Here is a 17929-nt window from a genome sequence, read left to right on the forward strand (position 1 = left end):
GGACGGCAGAATAGAACGTATGACACCAATGGGTGATCTCCTGGGACCTGATCCGATCCTGCTGCCCGGCGACAGCGAAGCCGAAGCCGAGCTGCTCGCCGGCGAGAATCCGGGCATCGTCGCGGCGGCGCACCCGTCGGCGTCGGTGGCCTGGGCGGCGCTGGCCGAGGAGGCGCTGGCCGACGACCGGGCCATCACCGCGTACGCGTATGCCCGGACCGGCTACCACCGCGGTCTGGACCAATTGCGCCGCAACGGCTGGAAGGGATTCGGCCCGGTGCCCTATTCGCACGAGCCCAACCGCGGCTTCCTGCGCTGTGTGGCCGCGTTGGCCAAGGCCGCCGACGCGATCGGCGAGACCGACGAGCTGAACCGCTGCCTCGACCTGCTCGACGACTGCGACCCGGTGGCCCGCAAAGAGCTGGGGCTCTAGTAGTTCTCCGAGCAGTCGCTGTCGCGGTTCTCGACCTGCACGGTGGCGTGCTCGAGCCCGCGCTCGTGCAGCACCTCACGCGCGTCGCTGAACACCCTGGTCGAGTCGTTGGAGCTGATCAGGTGCACCGTGCACATGTCCTTACCCGGCGACAGCGTCCAGACGTGCAGGTCGTGCACTTCGGTCACGCCGTCGACGGCGCCCAGGGCCGACCGCAGCTCCTCGACGTCGATGTGGGCCGGCGACGCCTCGGACAGAATCCGCAGCGCGGCCCGCGCCAGCGAGAACGCGCGAGGCAGCACCCAGAGGGCCACCAGCACGGCGACCACGACGTCGGCGTAAGGCCAATGCGTCGTGACGGTCACGACACCGGCGATCAGCACGCCCAGGCTGCCGACGGTGTCGGCGATCACCTCCATGTAGGCGCCCTTGACGGCCAGGCTGCCCTCGGAGTGTGACCGCAGCAGCATCGCGACCACGAAGTTGGCGATCAGCCCGGCCAGCGCCACCACGATCATCGGTATGCCGGGAACGTCTGCTCCCGTACCGAGCCGCTCGATGGCCTCGTAGAGGATGAAGGTCGCCACGCCGACCAACAGCACCGCGTTGGCCACCGCGGTGAAAACCTCGGCGCGGTGCCAGCCGTAGGTTCGATCCGGCGACGTGCTGCCGCGCTTGGCCAGCACCACAGCCCCCAGCCCCATGAACACCGCGACGACGTCGGTCAGCATGTGCCCGGCGTCTGCCAGCAGCGCAAGGGAATTGATCAGCAGCGAGGTGGTCAGCTCGATTACGAAGAACGTCGCCAAAATCCCGGCGGCCATGATCATGCGGGGGATCATCCGAGACGCGTCGGCCTCGGCGGGGGTGTGACTGTGTCCTGCGCCCATGGCCAACAATATATGCGTGCAATCGCATATATTGCAATATCTAGAACCAGCGGCTCCAGAAGCGGGTCAGCGAGTTTCCGGCGCTGGCCAGCAGGTGCGGCACCCCGGAGAAGTCGAAAAGCCAGTCCACCACCCCGAATAGCCACTGGTTGACCACCGGCGCCAGCAGCAGGAACAGCAGAATGAACACGCCGTACTGTTTGGCCGGCGCGACGGCGCGCTGCGTCTCCGGGCTCAGATGCGGTTCCAGGGCGTCATAGCCGTCCAGCCCGGGGACGGGCAGCAGGTTCAGCACCACGGCCATGATCTGCAGGAGACCCAGAAACGCCACGCCCGCCCACAGCACCCAATGCTCCGGGTCAAAGAACAGCCGGGTCAGCGTCAGCAGCAACACCGCCAGCAGTAGATTGGCGGCCGGTCCGGCCAGGCTGACCAGCGTGCGGCGCGTCGGCGACATGAACCAGGTGCGCACATACACCGCGGCACCGGGCAGGCCGATCCCGCCGAGCGCGATGAACACCATCGGCAGCAGCAACGACAACCCGGGATGGGCATAGCGCCGCGGATCCAGCGTCAGGTAGCCGCGGACCTCCTCGTCGTGGTCGCCGAATCGCCACGCGGTCGCCGCGTGGCCGAATTCGTGCAGGCATAACGAAACCAGCCAGCCGGCGACCACGAAGATGAACACCCCGGCATAGGACATCGGCCGCACGGTCGTCCCGGCCAGCCAGGCGAGCACACCGCCGACCGCCGTCAATGCGATCAGTGCCAAGAAGATTGGGCTGGGTCGCACCGACGCGTGCCCCTTGGAGTCCACCGGTCGAAACTACCGGACCAGCAACCAGCCTTCGACGTGGCGGTAGAACGTCGATCGCCTGGCCGGGCGGGGCGCGGCGATACCGTCGCGCACCACGACCACGCCGGTGCTGCCCAACTGGACGGCGCGCCCGGTCACCCAGCGGCGCCAGCGTCCGTGCACCGCGGCGCGCAGCCCCGGCACGGCGAGCGTCGGCTCGATGTCCGCGCCGGTGACGTTGCCGTCGAACAGCTGCGTGTCGTCGACGACGGCCTCGCCGTGCAGCAGCTCCTGGTTTTCGGGTGGCAGCCAGCGGGCGCGGCCGACGATCACCGCGCCGGTCTCGTCGCGCACCAGGGTGACCCGCCCGGGCGTGCCGCGCCGGGCCCGACGGGCTGCGCGCCATCCCGCCGGCACGCGGTAGACGCGGGTCGCGCGGGTGCGGCGGGGCGGCACGTAGGCCACTTCGACGTCGAGTCGCTCGGCGCGCAGCAGCCGGCCCAGCACGGCTGCCAGCTCGGCGTCGGCGCCGAGCACGACCAGCCGTCGGTACGGCCCGATCGCGGCGTCGATGTCGGCCGGGCTCTGCACCCGGTGGACGGGCGGGCCGCCGAGCGGCCCAGGCAGTCGCCGGTCGCCGAAGCACAACACCGCCACGTTGGCCGTGTCCGCGGCGATATTCATGGGCTCCTCGCGACCTGCTGGGCTCGAGCAAATTTGCCCGGTTCCTCGGCGGTCCGCAAGACGCCCGCATCGTCACCGGACTAAGGTGGGTCCCCGGCTGGACCACAATAAGCAGGCGAGACCAGGCGGGAGCATGTCATGCCGGCAATCGTCCTCATCGGCGCCCAGTGGGGCGACGAGGGCAAAGGTAAGGCCACTGACCTGCTCGGTGGGCGCGTGCAGTGGGTGGTGCGTTACCAGGGTGGCAACAACGCCGGGCACACCGTCGTCTTGCCCACCGGGGAAAACTTCGCGTTGCATCTGATCCCGTCGGGGGTGCTGACCCCCGGCGTCACCAACGTCATCGGCAATGGCGTGGTGATCGATCCCGGCGTGCTGCTCGACGAGCTGAAGGGCCTGGCTGATCGTGGTGTCGACACCTCGAGGCTGCTGATCTCCGCCGACGCGCATCTGCTGCTGCCCTACCACGTGGCCATCGATAAGGTCACCGAGCGCTACATGGGCAACAAGAAGATCGGCACCACCGGCCGCGGCATCGGACCGTGCTACCAGGACAAGATCGCCCGTCAGGGCATCCGGGTCGCCGATGTGCTCGACCCCGAGCAGCTGGCCCACAAGATCGAAGGTGCGCTGGAACTCAAAAACCAGATCCTGGTCAAGATCTACAACCGCAAGGCGCTGGATCCCAACCTGGTGGTCGACGCCCTGCTGAAGCAGGCCGACGGCTTCAAGCACCGCATCGCCGATACCCGGCTGCTGCTCAACGCCGCGCTGGAAGCCGGCGAGACCGTACTGCTGGAGGGCTCGCAGGGCACGCTGCTCGACGTCGACCACGGCACGTATCCCTATGTGACGTCCTCGAATCCGACTGCGGGCGGCGCGGCCGTGGGGTCCGGCATCGGCCCGACCCGGATCACCACCGTGCTCGGAATCCTCAAGGCCTACACCACCCGGGTGGGCTCGGGCCCGTTCCCGACCGAATTGTTCGACGAGAACGGTGAATACCTGTCCAAGACCGGCGGCGAGTTCGGCGTCACGACAGGGCGCCGCCGCCGCTGCGGCTGGTTCGACGCCGTCGTCGCGCGCTATGCCACCCGGGTCAACGGCATCACCGACTACTTCCTGACCAAGCTGGACGTGCTGTCCAGTCTGGAAACCGTGCCGGTGTGCGTCGGCTACCGCGTCGACGGCGTGCAGACCGACGAAATGCCGATGACGCAAAGCGATTTGCACCGTGCCGAGCCGATCTACGAAGAGCTGCCCGGCTGGTGGGAGGACATCTCGGCGGCCCGCGAGTTCGACGACCTGCCCGCCAAGGCGCGTGACTATGTGCTGCGTCTGGAAGAGCTTGCCGGAGCACATGTTTCGTGCATCGGAGTCGGGCCGGGCCGCGATCAGACCATCGTGCGCCGCGATATCCTGGCGGCGCGCTAGTGAGCGATCCTGATCCCAAAGAACTCGATCCCGAATACGAACACCACGGCGGCTTTCCCGAATACGGCCCGGCCACCCCGGGCCCGGGATTCGGACGGTTCGTGGCGGCCATGCGCCGGCTGCAGGACCTCGCCGTCTCCGCCGACCCGTCCGACGACGTCTGGGACGACGCGGCCGCCCGTGTGGTGGCGCTGACGGAGTTGCTGGGGCCGTTTCAGGCCCAGGTGGAAGGTCAGGCGCCGGCGGGCCGCACGCCCGATCTGCCCGGCATGGGCAGCTTGCTGCTGCCGCCGTGGACGTTGACCCGTTACGCGCCCGACGGCGTCGAAATGACGGGCCATTTCACCCGTTTCCACGTCGGCGGCAACTACGCGGTGCACGGCGGTGTGCTGCCGCTGCTGTTTGACCACATGTTCGGGATGATCTCCCACGCCGCGGGACGCCCGATCAGTCGCACGGCCTTCCTGCATGTCGACTATCGCAAGGTCACGCCGACCGACGTGCCGTTGCTGGTGCGCGGTCGAGTCACCAGCACCGAGGGCCGCAAGGCGTTCGTCTGTGCCGAATTGGTCGACGGTGACCAGACGCTGCTGGCCGAGGCCAACGGCTTGATGGTGCGGTTATTGCCCGGTCAGCCCTGACGCGCGCCCGTAGCATTCACTTGTGACCGAAGGACAATGCGAGACCGCAGGCGCGCCCCGAGTGTTGTTGCTGGGTACCGGCGAGCTCAGCCGCGAACTGGCAAACGCCCTGCGTCGCCTCGGCGCGGAGGTTCACGAGCACTCCGACCTGGACACCGTGTCGGGGGTGATCGACCGGCTACAACCCGACTTCGTGGTGACCGCCGGCGCGGTCTCCGGCCCGGCAATCGAGGCGCTCGCGGCGCGCTGCGACAATGCCGGCGTCGAACTGGTGCCTAACATGCGCACCGTCCGGTTGACCAACGACCGCGAGGGCCTGCGCCGGCTGGCCGCCGATCAGCTGGGTCTGCCCACCGCGCCGTTCTGGTTCGTCGGCTCGCTCGACGAGCTCAAGGCGGTGGCCGCACACGGCGGCTATCCGTTGCTGGTCGAGGCGTTGGGCGGGACGTTCGGGCGCTCGATGGTTTCCGGGCCCGACGACGTCGAGTCCGCGTGGCGGCGGGCGGCGGGCCGGGCCGAGCGGGTGTTGGCCGAAACGGTGGTCGAGGTCGAGTTTTACGTCACGCTGCTGGCAATCCGCAGCGAGCGTCGCAACGGGCCGGTGATCGAGTTCTGCTCGCCGATCGGGCATCGTCGCGCCGAACCTGACGTGCTGGAATCCTGGCAGCCCCAGAATTTGAGCCCGGCGGCCCTCGACGCCGCCAAGTCGATCGCCGCGCGCATCGTCAAGGCGCTCGGCGGCCGTGGCGTATTCGGAGTCGAATTAATGATCAACGGCGACGAGGTGTACTTCTCCGACGTGAGCACCGTTCTGCCGCAAAGCGTTTGGGTGACTTTGCGCAGTCAGCGGATTTCGGCGTTCGAGTTGCAGGCCCGGGCGATTCTCGGCCTGCCGGTCGACGTCCTGATGATTTCGCCGGCTGCCGCGCGCACGAGTCACCCGGCGCCCACCGCCGAGGCACTGACCGCGGCGCTGGCCGTGCCGGAAAGCGACCTCCGCATATTCGATGCGGGGCCGGGCCCGCGGCGTGGGGTCGCACTGGCCACCGCGCCGGATGTGGCAGCCGCGCGCGACCGGGCCCGCGACGTGGCCGCCGCGGTGTCCCAGGGCCATTAACTAGACTCGCGAGAATGAGCTACGCAGGAGATATCACGCCGCTTGAGGCATGGAAGTTGCTCAGCGACAACCCGCAGGCGGTCTTGGTCGACGTGCGCACCGACGCCGAATGGCGGTTCGTCGGGGTGCCGGACTTGTCGAGTCTTGGCCGCGATGCGGTCTTCATCGAGTGGAACACCGCGACCGGGCACAACGAGAACTTCCTGGCCGAACTGAAGGACAAGCTCCCCGCCCAGTCGGGACCGGTGGTGTTCCTGTGTCGCTCCGGCAACCGCTCGATCGGTGCCGCCGAGACCGCGACCGAGGCGGGCATCGAGCCGTCCTACAACATCCTGGATGGTTTTGAGGGCAACCTCGACGCCCAGGGGCATCGTGGTGAAACCGGTTGGCGGGCAGTCGGACTGCCCTGGAAGCAGCAATGACCCGCGTCGACGACGATGATGCCGGCGCAGCCGGGATCGAGGAGCGGCGCCAATGACTGACAGTCCGTCGGTCCGCATTCCGAAGGCATTGCCCGACGGCGTCGGCCAAGCCACCATCGGCGTGCGCGGAGGGCTGTTGCGGTCCGAGTTCGACGAGACCGCCGAGGGGCTGTTTTTGACCTCGGGCTACGTCTACCCGTCGGCCGCGGCGGCCGAGCAGGCGTTCTCCGGCGAGCTGGACCGCTTTGTCTATTCGCGCTACGGCAACCCGACCGTGTCGATGTTCGAGGAACGGCTGCGGCTGATCGAGGGCGCGCCGGCGGCGTTCGCGACGGCCAGTGGCATGGCCGCGGTATTTACCTCGCTCGGCGCGCTGCTGGGCGCCGGCGACCGATTGGTGGCCGCGCGCAGCCTGTTCGGATCGTGCTTCGTGGTGTGCAACGAGATCCTGCCGCGCTGGGGTGTGGAGACCGTCTTAGTCGACGGCGACGACCTCGCCCAGTGGGAACAGGCGCTATCGGTGCCCACCCAGGCGGTGTTCTTCGAGACGCCGTCGAACCCGATGCAGTCGCTGGTGGATATCGCCGCGGTGACCGAGCTGGCGCATGCTGCGGGGGCAAAAGTGGTGCTGGACAACGTCTTTGCCACACCGCTTCTGCAGCAAGGGTTTCCGCTCGGGGTTGACGTGGTGGTGTACTCCGGCACCAAGCACATCGACGGGCAGGGCCGGGTGCTCGGTGGTGCCATCCTCGGCGATCAGGAATACATCGACGGCCCGGTGCAGAAGCTGATGCGGCACACCGGCCCGGCTATGAGCGCATTCAACGCCTGGGTGCTACTGAAAGGCCTTGAGACACTGTCGGTTCGGGTGGACTACAGCAATGCCTCGGCGCAGCGGATCGCGGAGTTCCTCCAAGGCCATCCGGCGGTGAGTTGGGTGCGCTACCCGTTCCTGACGTCGCACCCGCAGTACGACCTGGCCAAGCGTCAGATGTCCGGCGGCGGAACGGTGCTCACCTTCGAGCTCAACGCCCCCGGCGGCGCCAAGGAGCGGGCCTTCGAGGTGCTGGACAAGCTGCGACTGATCGACATCTCGAACAACCTCGGTGACGCCAAATCGCTTGTCACACACCCGGCGACGACGACACACCGGGCGATGGGGCCGGAAGGGCGCGCCGCGATCGGTCTCGGTGACGGCGTCGTCCGCATCTCGGTCGGCCTGGAGAACACCGACGATCTGATCGCCGATATCGACCAAGCCCTGAGCTAGCCGGCTCTCTGCTCGGCGGTCTGGCGTTCGGCTTCCGACGTCGCGTCTTGCGTTTGCGCTTCCACCCAATTAGTCACCACTCGGGCGTACATCATCTGGTTGGTGATGGCCATCTGACTGCGCCCGTCGCCCAAGAAGGTGATGAACCAGGCGATCACGGTGGTGAACCGGTTCTTGAAGCCGACGAGGTAGAGCAGGTGCAACCCCAGCCATGCCAGCCAGGCGATGAAGCCGCCGAACTCGAGCTTGCCGACCTGCGCGACGGCACTGAATCGCGAGATGGTGGCCATGCTGCCCTTGTCAAAGTAGTTGAAGGGCTTGCGGTTTGCGGGATCGTCGGTGCCCTTGACCATGTGCTTGATCAATGTCGCTGCGTAATGGGCGCCCTGAATCGCGCCCTGAGCCATCCCGGGCACATTGGGTACCGACATCAGGTCCCCGACGACGAAGACGTTCGGGTGACCCTTGACGGTCAGGTCGGGCTCGACGACCACTCGCCCGGCCCGGTCGACCTCGGTGCCCTCGGACTGGTCGGCGAGGAGCTTGCCCAGTGAGCTGGCCTGGACGCCCGCCGCCCAGACCTTGCACGCGCATTCGATGCGGCGCTTGGTGCCGTCCTTCTCCTTGATCGTGAGGCCCATGTAGTCCACGTCGTCGACCATCGCGTTGAGCTGAACCTCGACCCCCATCTTTTCCAGCCGCTGCTGTGCTTTGAGGCCCAGCTTCTCGCCCATCGGCGGCAGCACCGCGGGCGCGGCGTCGAGCAGGATGACGTGGCAATCGCGGGGCTCGATGGTCCGGAACGCGTCCTTGAGGGTTCGGTGGGCGAGTTCCTTGATCTGGCCTGCCACCTCGACGCCGGTGGGTCCTGCGCCGACGACGACGAAGGTCAGGCGGCGTTGCCGCTCGGCGGGATCGTCGGTGAACTCGGCGGCCTCGAACGCGCTGAGGATCCGGCCGCGCAGCTCGAGGGCGTCGTCGATGGTTTTCATGCCGGGCGCGTACGTCGCGAATTGGTCGTTGCCGAAGTAGGACTGCTGGGCACCGGCCGCCACGATCAGGCTGTCGAACGGTGTCACCGTCTCCATGCCCATCAGCTTCGACGTCACGGTGCCGGCCGTCAGGTTGATGTCGTAGACCTCGCCCAGCAGCACCTGCACGTTTTTCTGCCTCTGCAGGATCAGTCGGGTCGCCGGCGCGATCTCGCCTTCGGACAAGATGCCGGTGGCCACCTGATACAGCAGCGGCTGGAACAGGTGGGTGGTTGTCTTGGAGATCAGGGTGACGTCGACGTCGGCGCGCTTGAGCGCCTTGGCCGCATTCAGCCCTCCGAACCCGCTTCCGATGACGACGACGCGATGGCGCGACATGATTCTCCTTCAGGTCCTTTGATCCGTCTGGCTCCTACAGTCTCCGCAGCGCATCTCCACCGTACGACTTCAGCGAGATGAACGCTCTGTGTTGCCAGGGCGGCGCTGGTGACAGCGCCGTCGAGCCGGCCGCCCCCTAAAGACCGGTTCGGACGTTGATCCGTTGCCTGACGCTGCCGTCGGCCAGGGCTGCGGTGCCCGCACGGCAAGAAAACAAGGGCCCACCCGCTACCGATCCCAGGGACCCGCGGCACGCGAGAAATCCGCGTGATCGCCAATGCCGAGTCCTGGCCCGTGAACCGAGTAGTGTCCGTTCCAGCGGCGTCCTGTTCAGGAGAGATCAATGAAGCAATTTGTCTTGGGCGCAACGGTTGTCGCGCTGTCGATCGGCGCGCTGATCGCCTCGGCGCCACCGGCCGGCGCGGGCTGTCAGTTGGGCGGCGTCGTGATCAGCAAGTGCGACGGACCCGTCCAGCCCGACGGCACCTGGCAACGCTGTGTCGTGTTTCCCCCGGCCGGCGGGCGGGACGGCTCTCCCGTTTACGTCACCAACACGAACTGCCAGATGTTGGGTCCCGACCAGCATCCGTGGGGCGTCGCGTTCAATGACCCGCCGACGCACATCGACGACTAGGCCCTGTTCAGTCGGCTGCGGAGGGGATTCCGCTCAAGAGCTGGCCGGCGTCAACCTGGGGTTGGATCGCCGCGGTGCCGGCCAGGCCCGGTGAGCTGGTCAAGGCGCTGACCGGGGGCAGTACCGATGACGATGTCGGGGCGGCGGCGCCCGCGCCGGGGCCGAGCCCGCTGGCACCGGGGGCGATGTTGAAGATTTCGTAGAAGGACCCGGAGAAGTTGCCGGTAACGGCGCCGTCGGTGAAGGCGACGTTACCGGGCCCGATCGTGACGACGCCCGGGCCGGTGAACAAGGCGCTGTTCGTCATCGTCGTCGGCGAGGTTATCTCGACGGTGCCGCCTGCGCCGACGTAGATTGCACTGCTCGTGAGGGTCACGGCGGAGCCGTTCGAGACTTCGAAGGTGCTGCCGGAGTAGACGCCCAGGTCGCTGTCGGGGCCAAGGCTCAGTAAGCCGTAGACGTAGACGGCGCCGCCGGAGTCGACGTAGATCGAGCTACCGGGACCGATGGTGATGGAGCCATCGACGTAAACGCCGCCTCCGGACTGAAGGATCAGGGATCCACCCGACTCGATGGTGATGGGGTAGCCGTTGGGCGTGTAGTAGGTGCCGGGCCCGTAGTTGCCGGGAAGCAGCGAGGTGAGCAGCGGCGGGTTCGTGGCGCCGCCGACGCGCCGGTTGGCTTGGGCGTCCCGTCCTGATTCGTCGGTGGTTTGTGGTGACCCGTCGAAGTGCTTGAGGGTGCTGGCGATTTCGGAGTCGGCGGCGTAGATGCACATCGCGGTGGCGTCTTGGATCCACATCGCCATGTACTCGGCTTCGCATGCCGCGATGGCCGGGGTGTTTTGACCGAAGAAGTTGGTGGCGATCAGTGCCAGCAGCCGGGCCCGGTTGGCGGCGATGACCGGCGGGGGCACGGTCATCGCGAACGCCGCTTCGTAGGCGGCCGCGGCGGCGTAGGCCTGGGCGGAGGTTTGGGCGGCTTGGCCGGCGGTGGCGTGCAGCCAGGCCGCGTAGGGTGCGGCCGCACCGGCCATCGCCCGGGCCGAGGGGCCGAACCATAGTCCGGTCAGGGCGGTGATTTCGGCGACGTAACCGGCGGCGGTGATCTCGAGTTGGGTCGCGACAGCGTCCCAGGCTGCCGCGGCGGCGAGCAGTGAGCCGGCTCCGGGGCCGGTGTACATCAGTCCGGAATTGACCTCCGGTGGGCGCAACGCAAAATCCATGACCAGACTCCTTCTTGTATTGCGTTAGATGCGTTGGTATTTCACGACGCTGCTTTTTCGGGCATGGGCCTGCGGGGACGATTGCCGAGCACGGCCTCGGTCCATTTCCGCTGCTCGATGTAGAGCGGCTTGTCCTCCGACTGCACGCGTTTGGCCTTGCCCGCGCTCTGTTGTCCCTGACCGCCGGGCGTGGTGGGTGCCATGCCGCCCGTGCCGCCGCCCATCGCGGCGCCCGAGCCGGGCATGCCACGACCCGCGCCCGCGGCGGGCGTTGGTGACATCGCTGCCGGCCCCGCGGCCGCGCCGGTGCCGGGCACGGCCTGCAACGGCGTCGACGACTGCAACGGCGTCGAGGGCAGCGGCGGTATCCGAACGCCGGCACCACCGACCGACGCCGGCCTTACCCCCGCGCCGCCGGCCCCTTTCACGTCCTTCAAGGCCTGGCTCAGCTCCGCGGTGTCCGCTGCCGTCGGCGTGGACGGCATGCCCGGGTTGGGAACGGACGGCAAAGGCGGAAAACCGGGTGCGCCCGTCCACGGCAGGTTGGCACCGGCCGACGGATCCTTCAGGCCGTAAGGGTTGTTCGGGTCGTCGGGGTTTGGGTCGAACGGGTTCTTGCCGCCGTCGGTGTGCTCGCCGTCGCCGAGGTTGGGGACCTCAAAACCCCAGGCCGAGGGCGCCCGCTCCGGAATGACCGGCGGCAGCGGTAATTGCGCATTTCTGACATAGCGGGCTAACGACTCTTCCGATTGGCGCTGCAGGTTCTGGTACCACAGGATTGCGTCATCGGCGTTGTAGTTATTCGTGACGTAGTACTTGTACCAATGATCACAGAGCGCTATTTCTTTGGTCGTGGGGTGCTCGTCGTCTTGGGCAAAATCATGGGTGACGAAGGCGGCTTTTTTATGGGCGTTCGCGACCTTGTTCGCCTGGCTGGCAAGTTCGCTGCACAACGCGACCATCGAATTCACCCATCGCCGCTGTTGGTCGAAGTTCGCTTCAACGGCGTTGCGCGCCTCGCCCGTCCAGGAAAGAAATGGCCGGAAGCGGTAAAGCGTCTCCTGCTGAAGCGCCCGCTGGAACGCATCCCAGTCCCGCGCGAAGGCCCGGAATGCGACACCCTGGTCGCCGGCCTCGATCTCCTTCGCTGCCTGCTTGACCGGGTAGTAGGGGTATTCGAAGGGCGGCGGTTCCGGCGGAAAGATCAGGTGGGCGTCCGGGAATTCCTGGTTCGGATCGCACATGGCAGACATCACGCGATCCGCGCCGGAATCCGACGTCTCCGCCGAATCGGACAACTCTTTGTCGAGGGCCGCAGCAGAATCGGTGTCGACTTCCTCGTACGCTTTGGCCGCGTCCCGCAGCGATTTCGCCAGACGCTGCCATTCCCGTTCGGACGATGTGAGGTAAAGCCGCATCGTGTCGGCGTTCAGGGCGAGCTGAGTGGCGGCATCCTTGACAAAAGAAATCTCGCAGGGCGGCGATGGGTTGGTCGGCGGAATCGGCGGCAGCGGTTGCGCGATTTCATCGGCGCGTGCCATCAGTTCCTGGTATTCCACGTTCAATGTCTGCATCATTTCGGCCCTTCTCCTTGTGCTCAAGCCATTGGTCGGTCGGTCGCTGTAAAACGCTGACGGTCCGAAGTGGCGATGCGCGCAGGGCGGGCCGGAGGGGTCCTCTCGCGTGTCTGTGCCACTGTTGCTTCTCCGCGGGGGTGGGGAAGCTGTCGTAGCCGTCTCCCCGATTTTCACGGGTCGTTGAAACTAATCTCACGCTACGTTGAAACAAGTCTCAACGCAAGAGGAAATTCACGCTACAATGAAACTTATGCCGAAGAAATCGCTAACACCGGGGCCCCGAGATGAACGCGGAGTGCTCGCGGCGCGCATCACCGCCGCCGCCCGCGACGAGTTCGCCCAACACGGCTGGGCGGGCACCACGATCCGCGCGGTCGCGCGGGGGGCCGACGTCGATCCCGCGCTGGTCTACCACTACTTCGGATCCAAGGAAGGCCTGTTGGACGCGGCGACCAACCCGCCGCAGAAGTTCCTGGACAACGTGGCCAAGGTGTGGACCACGCCCATCGATCGGCTTGGCGCGGCGCTGATCACCGTCCTGCTGGAAGCGTGGGCCGACGAAGAGGTGGCGCCCACCTTGCGGGCCATCCTGCAGACCGCCGCGCACGAGCCGGCCACTCGCGAGAAGCTGCGGCGGATCGTCGAGGGCAGCCTGATGGGGGTATCACACCTCGGGGTCGACGAACGGGACCGGCTGGTCCGCAGCGGGCTTGTCTCGTCGCAGATGTTGGGATTCGCGCTGATGCGCTATGTCTGGAAGATCGAGCCGATCGCATCGATGACCGACGACGAGGCGATCGCCGCGGTCGCCCCCAATCTGCAGCACTACGTCGAGGGTGACCTGACGTCGTAACGCGCCGACCGCTCTCACGACCCTCAGAACTACCTCATAACCCATTCACGCCTGTTGCTGCGATCGTCTGAGCATGAAGAACGTTGCGCCGCATCGACCTCAACGGGTGCAGCGGCTGGTGAGCACCCGGTTCACGGCCACGCGGCCGCGGTGGTCTTGTAGTTCCCGTTGAGCGCGGTGCAGAAGTCGGAGTTCGTGCCGGCGAGCAACACGATGTAGTCGCCGCCTTTGTCGTTGAATGTCGGTGGGGGATAAGCCCATCCGCTGTTGCACATCGATGTGGGGCTGCCCATCGAAGGCCGGCGCCAGTTCGACATCTCGCACGCCTTCATCCCGGCGGCATCCGGATACGCGCTCTTCGCGATGACCAGCATGGCGCCGCCCCACTTCCCGTCATTGCGACGGTAGGCACGGGCCCCGAATCCGGCATTGTTCTTCTGGCATCCCAGCGCGCGCTGCAGCGCCATGAAGGGCAGGGCGAGGTCGCGATCGCTGATACCGGCTGCGGCAGCGATGAATTGCGCCGCGTCGGGGCCGTCGACCTCTTGCACGTTCGGATCGCCCAGGCTCTTGAGCTGCTGCGACATCTGCGACGGGGCGCCCCCGCCGCCGATGATCGGCCCGCCATTGGTGGCGGTCATGGGCGGCAGCGTGCCGGTGGGATCGGCGACGGCCGTCGGCAGCCCGAGCGCACCCAGTGCCAGCGTGCACGCGGCCATAGCGAGAATCCGCATACCTCACACTCCTTCGCTCATCTCCCCGGTGGCATCGGTGGGGCCGCGTTCGGGGCCATCACCGCGCCGATCTTGCGGAACAGTATGTCGGCCTGATTACTGTAGTTGCCCTGGTCGTCGAATGCTTCCGGGGCGTAGGTGACGACGACGGCGATCGCGATCTTGCGGGCCGGCAGATAGGCCTCGACACCCGCGCACCCGGAGAACAACGGGTTCTGCATCAGCCAATCGCCGGAGACGATGATGCCCAGGCCATAGGTGTAGCCCTCGCTTTGGTCGAAGCAGGTCGGGCAGCCCGGTTGGGCGTGTGTCTTGCCGCGCAGCGCCGTCGACACCATCCTTTGGTACGAGTCGCCCGAGAGCAGCTTGCCCGAACCGATCCCGACGGCAGTGGCTTCCATGTCGTCGATGTTGGTGGTCTCAATGGCGCCATGGGTAATCGTCCAGGACGGATTCCAGTAGGTGGACTCTTCGTAAAACGGTTTTCCCGCAGGGATTTTCAGTGATTGGCGCCGCTCTGAGCTGAACGTGTGCAAGACGGGCCACGGAATTTCGGCCGTTTCGGAGTTCGCGGTGTGCTTGAGGCCGAGCGGGCCCAGCACCTCGTTGGCCAGCAGTGTCGGCATGTCCTGACCGGTGGCGCGCTCCAGGGCGAGCCCCAGCAACACGTAATTGGTGTGCGCGTAATTCCAGTTGGTACCCGGCTCATAGAGCAGCGGCCGCCCGGAGATCTGGGCGAGGATGTCTTGAGTTGTCCACTGCTGGAACGGGTTTGCGTATGACTCGTTGGCGAATTGCTCGTTGCCGATGACGTAATCCGGGTACCCCGATGTCATCTGCGCCAGTTGGCCCAGGGTGACTCGTCCGGAATTGGGGAATTCGGGCAGCCATTTCGACAACCGATCCTCAAGGCTCAGCTTCTTCTGGTCGACCAGCTTGAGCAGCAACGTCGACACGTAGGAGATCGCGACCGCGCCGTTGCGGAAGTGCATGTCGGTGGTGGCCGGCACCCCGGTCATCGAATCGCCGACGGCCCGGGTGACCACCTCTTTGCCGTCCACGGTGACGCGGACGATCACGGCCTTCAGGTGCGTCTGCGTCATGAAGTTTCCGACCACCCGCATCACGGCATCGGCCTTGGCCTGGTCCGCGGAGTCGGCGTGCGGGGGTGTCGATGGCGACGTGGGCCCACAACCCGTCACCACCAGGCAAGCGAGCACCAGCCAGGTGACAGCGCGCAGCTTGCGCGGGCCCATCAGCGGAAGGCGTCGCTACCGGTGAATGCCTGGCCGAGCACCAGCTGGTGCATCTCGGGCGTGCCTTCGTAGGTCAGTACCGACTCCAGGTTGACCATGTGCCGGATCACCGGGAATTCCAGTGATATTCCGTTGCCGCCCAAGATGGTTCGGGCCGTCCGGCAGATCTTGATGGCCTCACGGGTGTTGTTCAGCTTGCCGAAGCTGACCTGTTCGGGGCGCAACCCGACGCTGTCCTTGAGCCGGCCCAGGTGCAGCGAGAGCAGCTGTCCCTTGTGCAATTCGACGGCCATGTCGACGAGTTTGGCCTGGGTCAACTGGAATCCCGCGATCGGCCGGCCGAACTGGGTGCGGTGGGTGGCGTATTCGAGCGCGGCCTGCCACGCCGTGCGCGCCGCGCCCATCGACCCCCAGATGATGCCGTAGCGCGCCTCGGACAGGCAGGACAGCGGCCCGCGCAACCCCTTGGCGTCGGGCAGCATCGCGTCGGCGGGCAGCCGCACGTCGTCGAGCACCAGCTCGCTGGTGATCGAGGCCCGCAGCGACAGCTTGTGATGAATCGTGTTGGCGGTGAAGCCCGCGGTGCGGGTGGGCACCAGGAATCCCCGAATGCCGCGGCGGCCGTCGTCGTCAGTGTTGGCCCACACCACCGCGACGTCGGCGACCGAACCGTTGGTGATCCACATCTTGCGACCGTTGAGCACCCAGTCCGAACCATCCCGTCGCGCACGGGTTTTCATCGCCGCTGGATCGGATCCGGCATCGGGTTCGGTGAGCCCGAAGCAGCCGAGCAGCTCACCGGCGGCCATACCGGGAAGCCACTGCTGCTTTTGTTCCTCGGAGCCGAAGTTCCAGATCGCGAACATCGCCAGCGATCCCTGCACCGAGACCATCGACCGCACCCCGGAGTCGGCGGCCTCCAGCTCGGTACACGCCAGGCCGTAGTGCACCGACGAGGAACCGCCGCATCCGTAGCCCTCCAAGTGCATACCGAGCAGCCCGAGCTCGCCGAACTGCTTGCCTAGTTGGCGCACCGGCAGGTCGCCGATCTCAAACCACTCCGCGATGTACGGGATGACATGCTCGGCGCAGAATTTCGCGACCGTGTCGCGCACCGCGATCTCATCGCTGGATAGCGACGCGTCCAGGCCCAGCGGGTCTTCTCGGTCGAACGCGGGAGGCGCAGGAGTTTTGTGTGTGCTCATAGCAGTCAGCCTGCCACCGCGTCCGACGCAAAGAACAGCCTCCGGTTCAGCCCGGTAGTCTCGCTCTATGCAGCGGCTGGGGTGGCTGGCCTACCTTTTGTCAGACGTGGTGGGCGTTTTGGTGTTCTGCGCCGTGGGACGCCGCAGTCACGACGAGGGGCTCAATCTGGCCGGCATCGCGACCACGGCCTGGCCGTTTCTGAGCGGCACCCTGATCGGGTGGTTGGTGTCCCGGGGGTGGCACCGGCCCACCGCCGTCGCACCTACCGGGGTGATCGTCTGGGCCTGCACCGTGGCGATCGGCATGGTGTTGCGCAAAGCCAGCTCAGCCGGCGTGGCCGCCAGTTTCGTCGTGGTCGCGGCGACAGTCACCGCGCTGCTGTTGCTCGGTTGGCGAGCGGCGGTCGGACTAGCGTTGCGGCGCCGCTCCGACGTCTGATGGCACGGACCGACGACGACACGTGGGGTCCCGACAGCGGGGTCGGAATCACCGCGACGTTCGGTGCGGTCGCGCGCGCACTGGCCACCACGAAGGGTCTGGTCAACGACCCGTTCGCCGAGCCGTTGGTGCGCGCCGCGGGGGTGCAGTACTTCACCCGGATGCTCGACGATCAGCGGTACGTCGAAGACGGCGGCGACAACGCGATCATGACCGGGCTCATCACCCTGCTGGGCGCGCACACCCGATTCCTGGATGAATTCCTCGCCGAGGCCGGACGGGCGGGCATTGCCCAGGTCGTGATCCTGGGCTCGGGCCTGGACACCCGGCCGTATCGGCTCTGGTGGCCACCCGGGACCACGGTGTACGAGATCGATCAGCCCGACGTCATCGACTTCAAGACAGCCGTGCTGCGCCGGCTGGATGCCGAATTGACCGCGCACCGCAGGGCGGTCGGCGTCGACCTGCGTGGCGACTGGCTGACGGCGCTGCACCGGTCGGGGTTCGATGCCGCCCGACCCACCGCGTGGATCGCCGAGACGTTGCTGATCGGGTTCCTGCCTCCCGACGGGCAGAGCCGGTTGCTCGACGATGTCTGCGCCGTCAGTGCGCCCGGCAGCCGCTTCGCCGGCGACCACCTGCCCACCTGGTCCTCCTTCCAGCTGGAGGCCGCACAGACGTTCGTCGACACCTGGCGACAATTCGGCCTCGACGTCGAGCTGGCCGCACTGGCCTACCCCGGCGAATATCGCGCAGTCCCGCAGTATCTGGCCGACCAAGGCTGGCAGACACGAAATGTCGCCGATTTGTTCAGTGCGATTGGAATGGGCACCCGCTGGCGCGGCACCCCCGATGACAACGCGATTACGCCTCGATACGTCACCGCCACACGATTAGCCGGGACCGGGACAAGACGGGCCTGGAATGCATCGGCCTGATAGGCGTTAGA

At 66.7% G+C, this 17929-nt stretch carries 19 protein-coding genes; 10 read left to right on the forward strand and 9 right to left on the reverse strand.

The features are described from left to right. The first annotated feature begins 19 nt into the window (after nucleotides 1-19). The gene (locus tag MJO58_RS03120; protein ID WP_239721984.1) at nucleotides 20-433 is read left to right on the forward strand and encodes a DUF3151 domain-containing protein; all 414 of its coding nucleotides are present in this window, start codon (nucleotides 20-22) and stop codon (nucleotides 431-433) included. On the opposite strand, the gene MJO58_RS03125 is transcribed toward MJO58_RS03120, so the two are convergent. Genes MJO58_RS03125 through MJO58_RS03135 form a run of 3 tightly spaced genes read right to left on the reverse strand, consistent with a single transcriptional unit; the run spans nucleotide 430 to nucleotide 2803 of the window. Continuing rightward, nucleotides 430-1323: a cation diffusion facilitator family transporter gene (locus MJO58_RS03125; RefSeq protein WP_239721985.1), complete on the reverse strand. Its 894-nt coding sequence runs from the start codon at nucleotides 1321-1323 to the stop codon at nucleotides 430-432. The two genes, MJO58_RS03120 and MJO58_RS03125, sit on opposite strands and share 4 nt — an antisense overlap. Nucleotides 1324-1363: 40 nt before the next feature. Then, complete coding sequence (locus tag MJO58_RS03130) at nucleotides 1364-2140, reverse strand: site-2 protease family protein (protein WP_090599324.1); 777 nt, start codon at nucleotides 2138-2140, stop codon at nucleotides 1364-1366. Between the two features lie 9 nt (nucleotides 2141-2149). Further along, on the reverse strand, nucleotides 2150-2803 hold the full coding sequence (locus MJO58_RS03135; RefSeq protein ID WP_239721986.1) for a peptidase M50: 654 nt from the start codon (nucleotides 2801-2803) through the stop codon (nucleotides 2150-2152). A gap of 138 nt (nucleotides 2804-2941) precedes the next feature. Between MJO58_RS03135 and MJO58_RS03140 the strand changes: the two genes are divergently transcribed. Genes MJO58_RS03140 through MJO58_RS03160 form a run of 5 tightly spaced genes read left to right on the forward strand, consistent with a single transcriptional unit; the run spans nucleotide 2942 to nucleotide 7687 of the window. After that, on the forward strand, nucleotides 2942-4237 hold the full coding sequence (locus tag MJO58_RS03140) for an adenylosuccinate synthase (RefSeq protein ID WP_239721987.1): 1296 nt from the start codon (nucleotides 2942-2944) through the stop codon (nucleotides 4235-4237). Beyond that, the gene (locus MJO58_RS03145; protein WP_239721988.1) at nucleotides 4237-4878 is read left to right on the forward strand and encodes a PaaI family thioesterase; all 642 of its coding nucleotides are present in this window, start codon (nucleotides 4237-4239) and stop codon (nucleotides 4876-4878) included. Before MJO58_RS03140 ends, MJO58_RS03145 begins: the two co-directional genes overlap by 1 nt. A 22-nt stretch (nucleotides 4879-4900) precedes the next feature. Continuing rightward, a complete protein-coding gene (locus tag MJO58_RS03150; protein WP_239721989.1) occupies nucleotides 4901-5995 on the forward strand; it encodes an ATP-grasp domain-containing protein in 1095 nt (364 codons plus the stop codon). A gap of 14 nt (nucleotides 5996-6009) precedes the next feature. Further along, nucleotides 6010-6417, forward strand: a complete 408-nt coding sequence (locus MJO58_RS03155; protein ID WP_090599338.1) for a rhodanese-like domain-containing protein — start codon at nucleotides 6010-6012, stop codon at nucleotides 6415-6417. A 52-nt stretch (nucleotides 6418-6469) separates the two neighbouring features. Further along, nucleotides 6470-7687, forward strand: coding sequence for an O-succinylhomoserine sulfhydrylase (locus tag MJO58_RS03160; protein WP_090599341.1), 1218 nt, complete (start codon nucleotides 6470-6472; stop codon nucleotides 7685-7687). Here MJO58_RS03160 and MJO58_RS03165 read toward each other — a convergent pair. Beyond that, nucleotides 7684-9057 (reverse strand): NAD(P)/FAD-dependent oxidoreductase, encoded by a 1374-nt coding sequence (locus MJO58_RS03165; protein ID WP_239721990.1) that lies wholly within the window; start codon nucleotides 9055-9057, stop codon nucleotides 7684-7686. The two genes, MJO58_RS03160 and MJO58_RS03165, sit on opposite strands and share 4 nt — an antisense overlap. A 343-nt stretch (nucleotides 9058-9400) precedes the next feature. On the opposite strand from MJO58_RS03165, the gene MJO58_RS03170 reads away from it, so the two are divergent. Next, the gene (locus tag MJO58_RS03170; RefSeq protein ID WP_239721991.1) at nucleotides 9401-9691 is read left to right on the forward strand and encodes a CDGP domain-containing protein; all 291 of its coding nucleotides are present in this window, start codon (nucleotides 9401-9403) and stop codon (nucleotides 9689-9691) included. Between the two features lie 7 nt (nucleotides 9692-9698). Here MJO58_RS03170 and MJO58_RS03175 read toward each other — a convergent pair whose 3' ends face one another. Both MJO58_RS03175 and espB read right to left on the reverse strand, forming a co-directional pair. Beyond that, nucleotides 9699-10916: a PPE family protein gene (locus tag MJO58_RS03175; protein ID WP_239721992.1), complete on the reverse strand. Its 1218-nt coding sequence runs from the start codon at nucleotides 10914-10916 to the stop codon at nucleotides 9699-9701. A 41-nt stretch (nucleotides 10917-10957) separates the two neighbouring features. Continuing rightward, complete coding sequence (espB, locus tag MJO58_RS03180) at nucleotides 10958-12667, reverse strand: EspB family ESX-1 secretion system-associated protein (protein WP_239721993.1); 1710 nt, start codon at nucleotides 12665-12667, stop codon at nucleotides 10958-10960. 76 nt (nucleotides 12668-12743) lie between these two features. Between espB and MJO58_RS03185 the strand changes: the two genes are divergently transcribed. Further along, the gene (locus tag MJO58_RS03185; protein WP_175364340.1) at nucleotides 12744-13346 is read left to right on the forward strand and encodes a TetR/AcrR family transcriptional regulator; all 603 of its coding nucleotides are present in this window, start codon (nucleotides 12744-12746) and stop codon (nucleotides 13344-13346) included. Nucleotides 13347-13477: 131 nt separating this feature from the next. On the opposite strand, the gene MJO58_RS03190 is transcribed toward MJO58_RS03185, so the two are convergent. From MJO58_RS03190 to MJO58_RS03200, 3 genes are read right to left on the reverse strand one after another with little or no spacing between them, the layout of a single operon-like run. Beyond that, nucleotides 13478-14080 carry a hypothetical protein gene (locus MJO58_RS03190; protein ID WP_434086298.1) on the reverse strand — a complete coding sequence of 201 codons (603 nt, stop codon included), beginning with the start codon at nucleotides 14078-14080 and terminating at the stop codon, nucleotides 13478-13480. 17 nt (nucleotides 14081-14097) lie between these two features. Beyond that, the gene (locus tag MJO58_RS03195; protein WP_090599362.1) at nucleotides 14098-15336 is read right to left on the reverse strand and encodes a serine hydrolase domain-containing protein; all 1239 of its coding nucleotides are present in this window, start codon (nucleotides 15334-15336) and stop codon (nucleotides 14098-14100) included. After that, nucleotides 15336-16541, reverse strand: coding sequence for an acyl-CoA dehydrogenase (locus tag MJO58_RS03200; RefSeq protein ID WP_239721994.1), 1206 nt, complete (start codon nucleotides 16539-16541; stop codon nucleotides 15336-15338). Before MJO58_RS03200 ends, MJO58_RS03195 begins: the two co-directional genes overlap by 1 nt. Nucleotides 16542-16608: 67 nt before the next feature. Here MJO58_RS03200 and MJO58_RS03205 point away from each other — a divergent pair, with 67 nt between their 5' ends. Together MJO58_RS03205 and MJO58_RS03210 are read left to right on the forward strand one after the other, a co-directional pair. Continuing rightward, nucleotides 16609-16980: a DUF3054 domain-containing protein gene (locus tag MJO58_RS03205; RefSeq protein WP_090599368.1), complete on the forward strand. Its 372-nt coding sequence runs from the start codon at nucleotides 16609-16611 to the stop codon at nucleotides 16978-16980. Next, nucleotides 16980-17918 carry a class I SAM-dependent methyltransferase gene (locus tag MJO58_RS03210; protein WP_259608740.1) on the forward strand — a complete coding sequence of 313 codons (939 nt, stop codon included), beginning with the start codon at nucleotides 16980-16982 and terminating at the stop codon, nucleotides 17916-17918. The genes MJO58_RS03205 and MJO58_RS03210 overlap by 1 nt, the downstream gene beginning before the upstream one ends. Nucleotides 17919-17929: the final 11 nt, after the last annotated feature.

Origin of the sequence: Mycobacterium lentiflavum (assembly GCF_022374895.2) — a bacterium.
Classification (GTDB): domain Bacteria; phylum Actinomycetota; class Actinomycetes; order Mycobacteriales; family Mycobacteriaceae; genus Mycobacterium; species Mycobacterium lentiflavum.

Excerpts from the sequence above, each read along its gene's own strand:
- MJO58_RS03185 (WP_175364340.1), top strand. The coding sequence starts at position 12,744 with ATGCCGAAGAAATCGCTAACACCGGGGCCCCGAGATGAACGCGGAGTG.
- MJO58_RS03175 (WP_239721992.1), bottom strand. The coding sequence starts at position 10,916 with ATGGATTTTGCGTTGCGCCCACCGGAGGTCAATTCCGGACTGATGTAC.
- MJO58_RS03120 (WP_239721984.1), top strand. The coding sequence starts at position 20 with ATGACACCAATGGGTGATCTCCTGGGACCTGATCCGATCCTGCTGCCC.
- MJO58_RS03140 (WP_239721987.1), top strand. The coding sequence starts at position 2,942 with ATGCCGGCAATCGTCCTCATCGGCGCCCAGTGGGGCGACGAGGGCAAA.
- MJO58_RS03125 (WP_239721985.1), bottom strand. The coding sequence starts at position 1,323 with ATGGGCGCAGGACACAGTCACACCCCCGCCGAGGCCGACGCGTCTCGG.
- MJO58_RS03210 (WP_259608740.1), top strand. The coding sequence starts at position 16,980 with ATGGCACGGACCGACGACGACACGTGGGGTCCCGACAGCGGGGTCGGA.
- MJO58_RS03165 (WP_239721990.1), bottom strand. The coding sequence starts at position 9,057 with ATGTCGCGCCATCGCGTCGTCGTCATCGGAAGCGGGTTCGGAGGGCTG.
- MJO58_RS03135 (WP_239721986.1), bottom strand. The coding sequence starts at position 2,803 with ATGAATATCGCCGCGGACACGGCCAACGTGGCGGTGTTGTGCTTCGGC.
- MJO58_RS03195 (WP_090599362.1), bottom strand. The coding sequence starts at position 15,336 with ATGGGCCCGCGCAAGCTGCGCGCTGTCACCTGGCTGGTGCTCGCTTGC.
- MJO58_RS03155 (WP_090599338.1), top strand. The coding sequence starts at position 6,010 with ATGAGCTACGCAGGAGATATCACGCCGCTTGAGGCATGGAAGTTGCTC.
- MJO58_RS03205 (WP_090599368.1), top strand. The coding sequence starts at position 16,609 with ATGCAGCGGCTGGGGTGGCTGGCCTACCTTTTGTCAGACGTGGTGGGC.
- MJO58_RS03170 (WP_239721991.1), top strand. The coding sequence starts at position 9,401 with ATGAAGCAATTTGTCTTGGGCGCAACGGTTGTCGCGCTGTCGATCGGC.
- MJO58_RS03160 (WP_090599341.1), top strand. The coding sequence starts at position 6,470 with ATGACTGACAGTCCGTCGGTCCGCATTCCGAAGGCATTGCCCGACGGC.
- MJO58_RS03200 (WP_239721994.1), bottom strand. The coding sequence starts at position 16,541 with ATGAGCACACACAAAACTCCTGCGCCTCCCGCGTTCGACCGAGAAGAC.
- MJO58_RS03190 (WP_434086298.1), bottom strand. The coding sequence starts at position 14,080 with ATGCGGATTCTCGCTATGGCCGCGTGCACGCTGGCACTGGGTGCGCTC.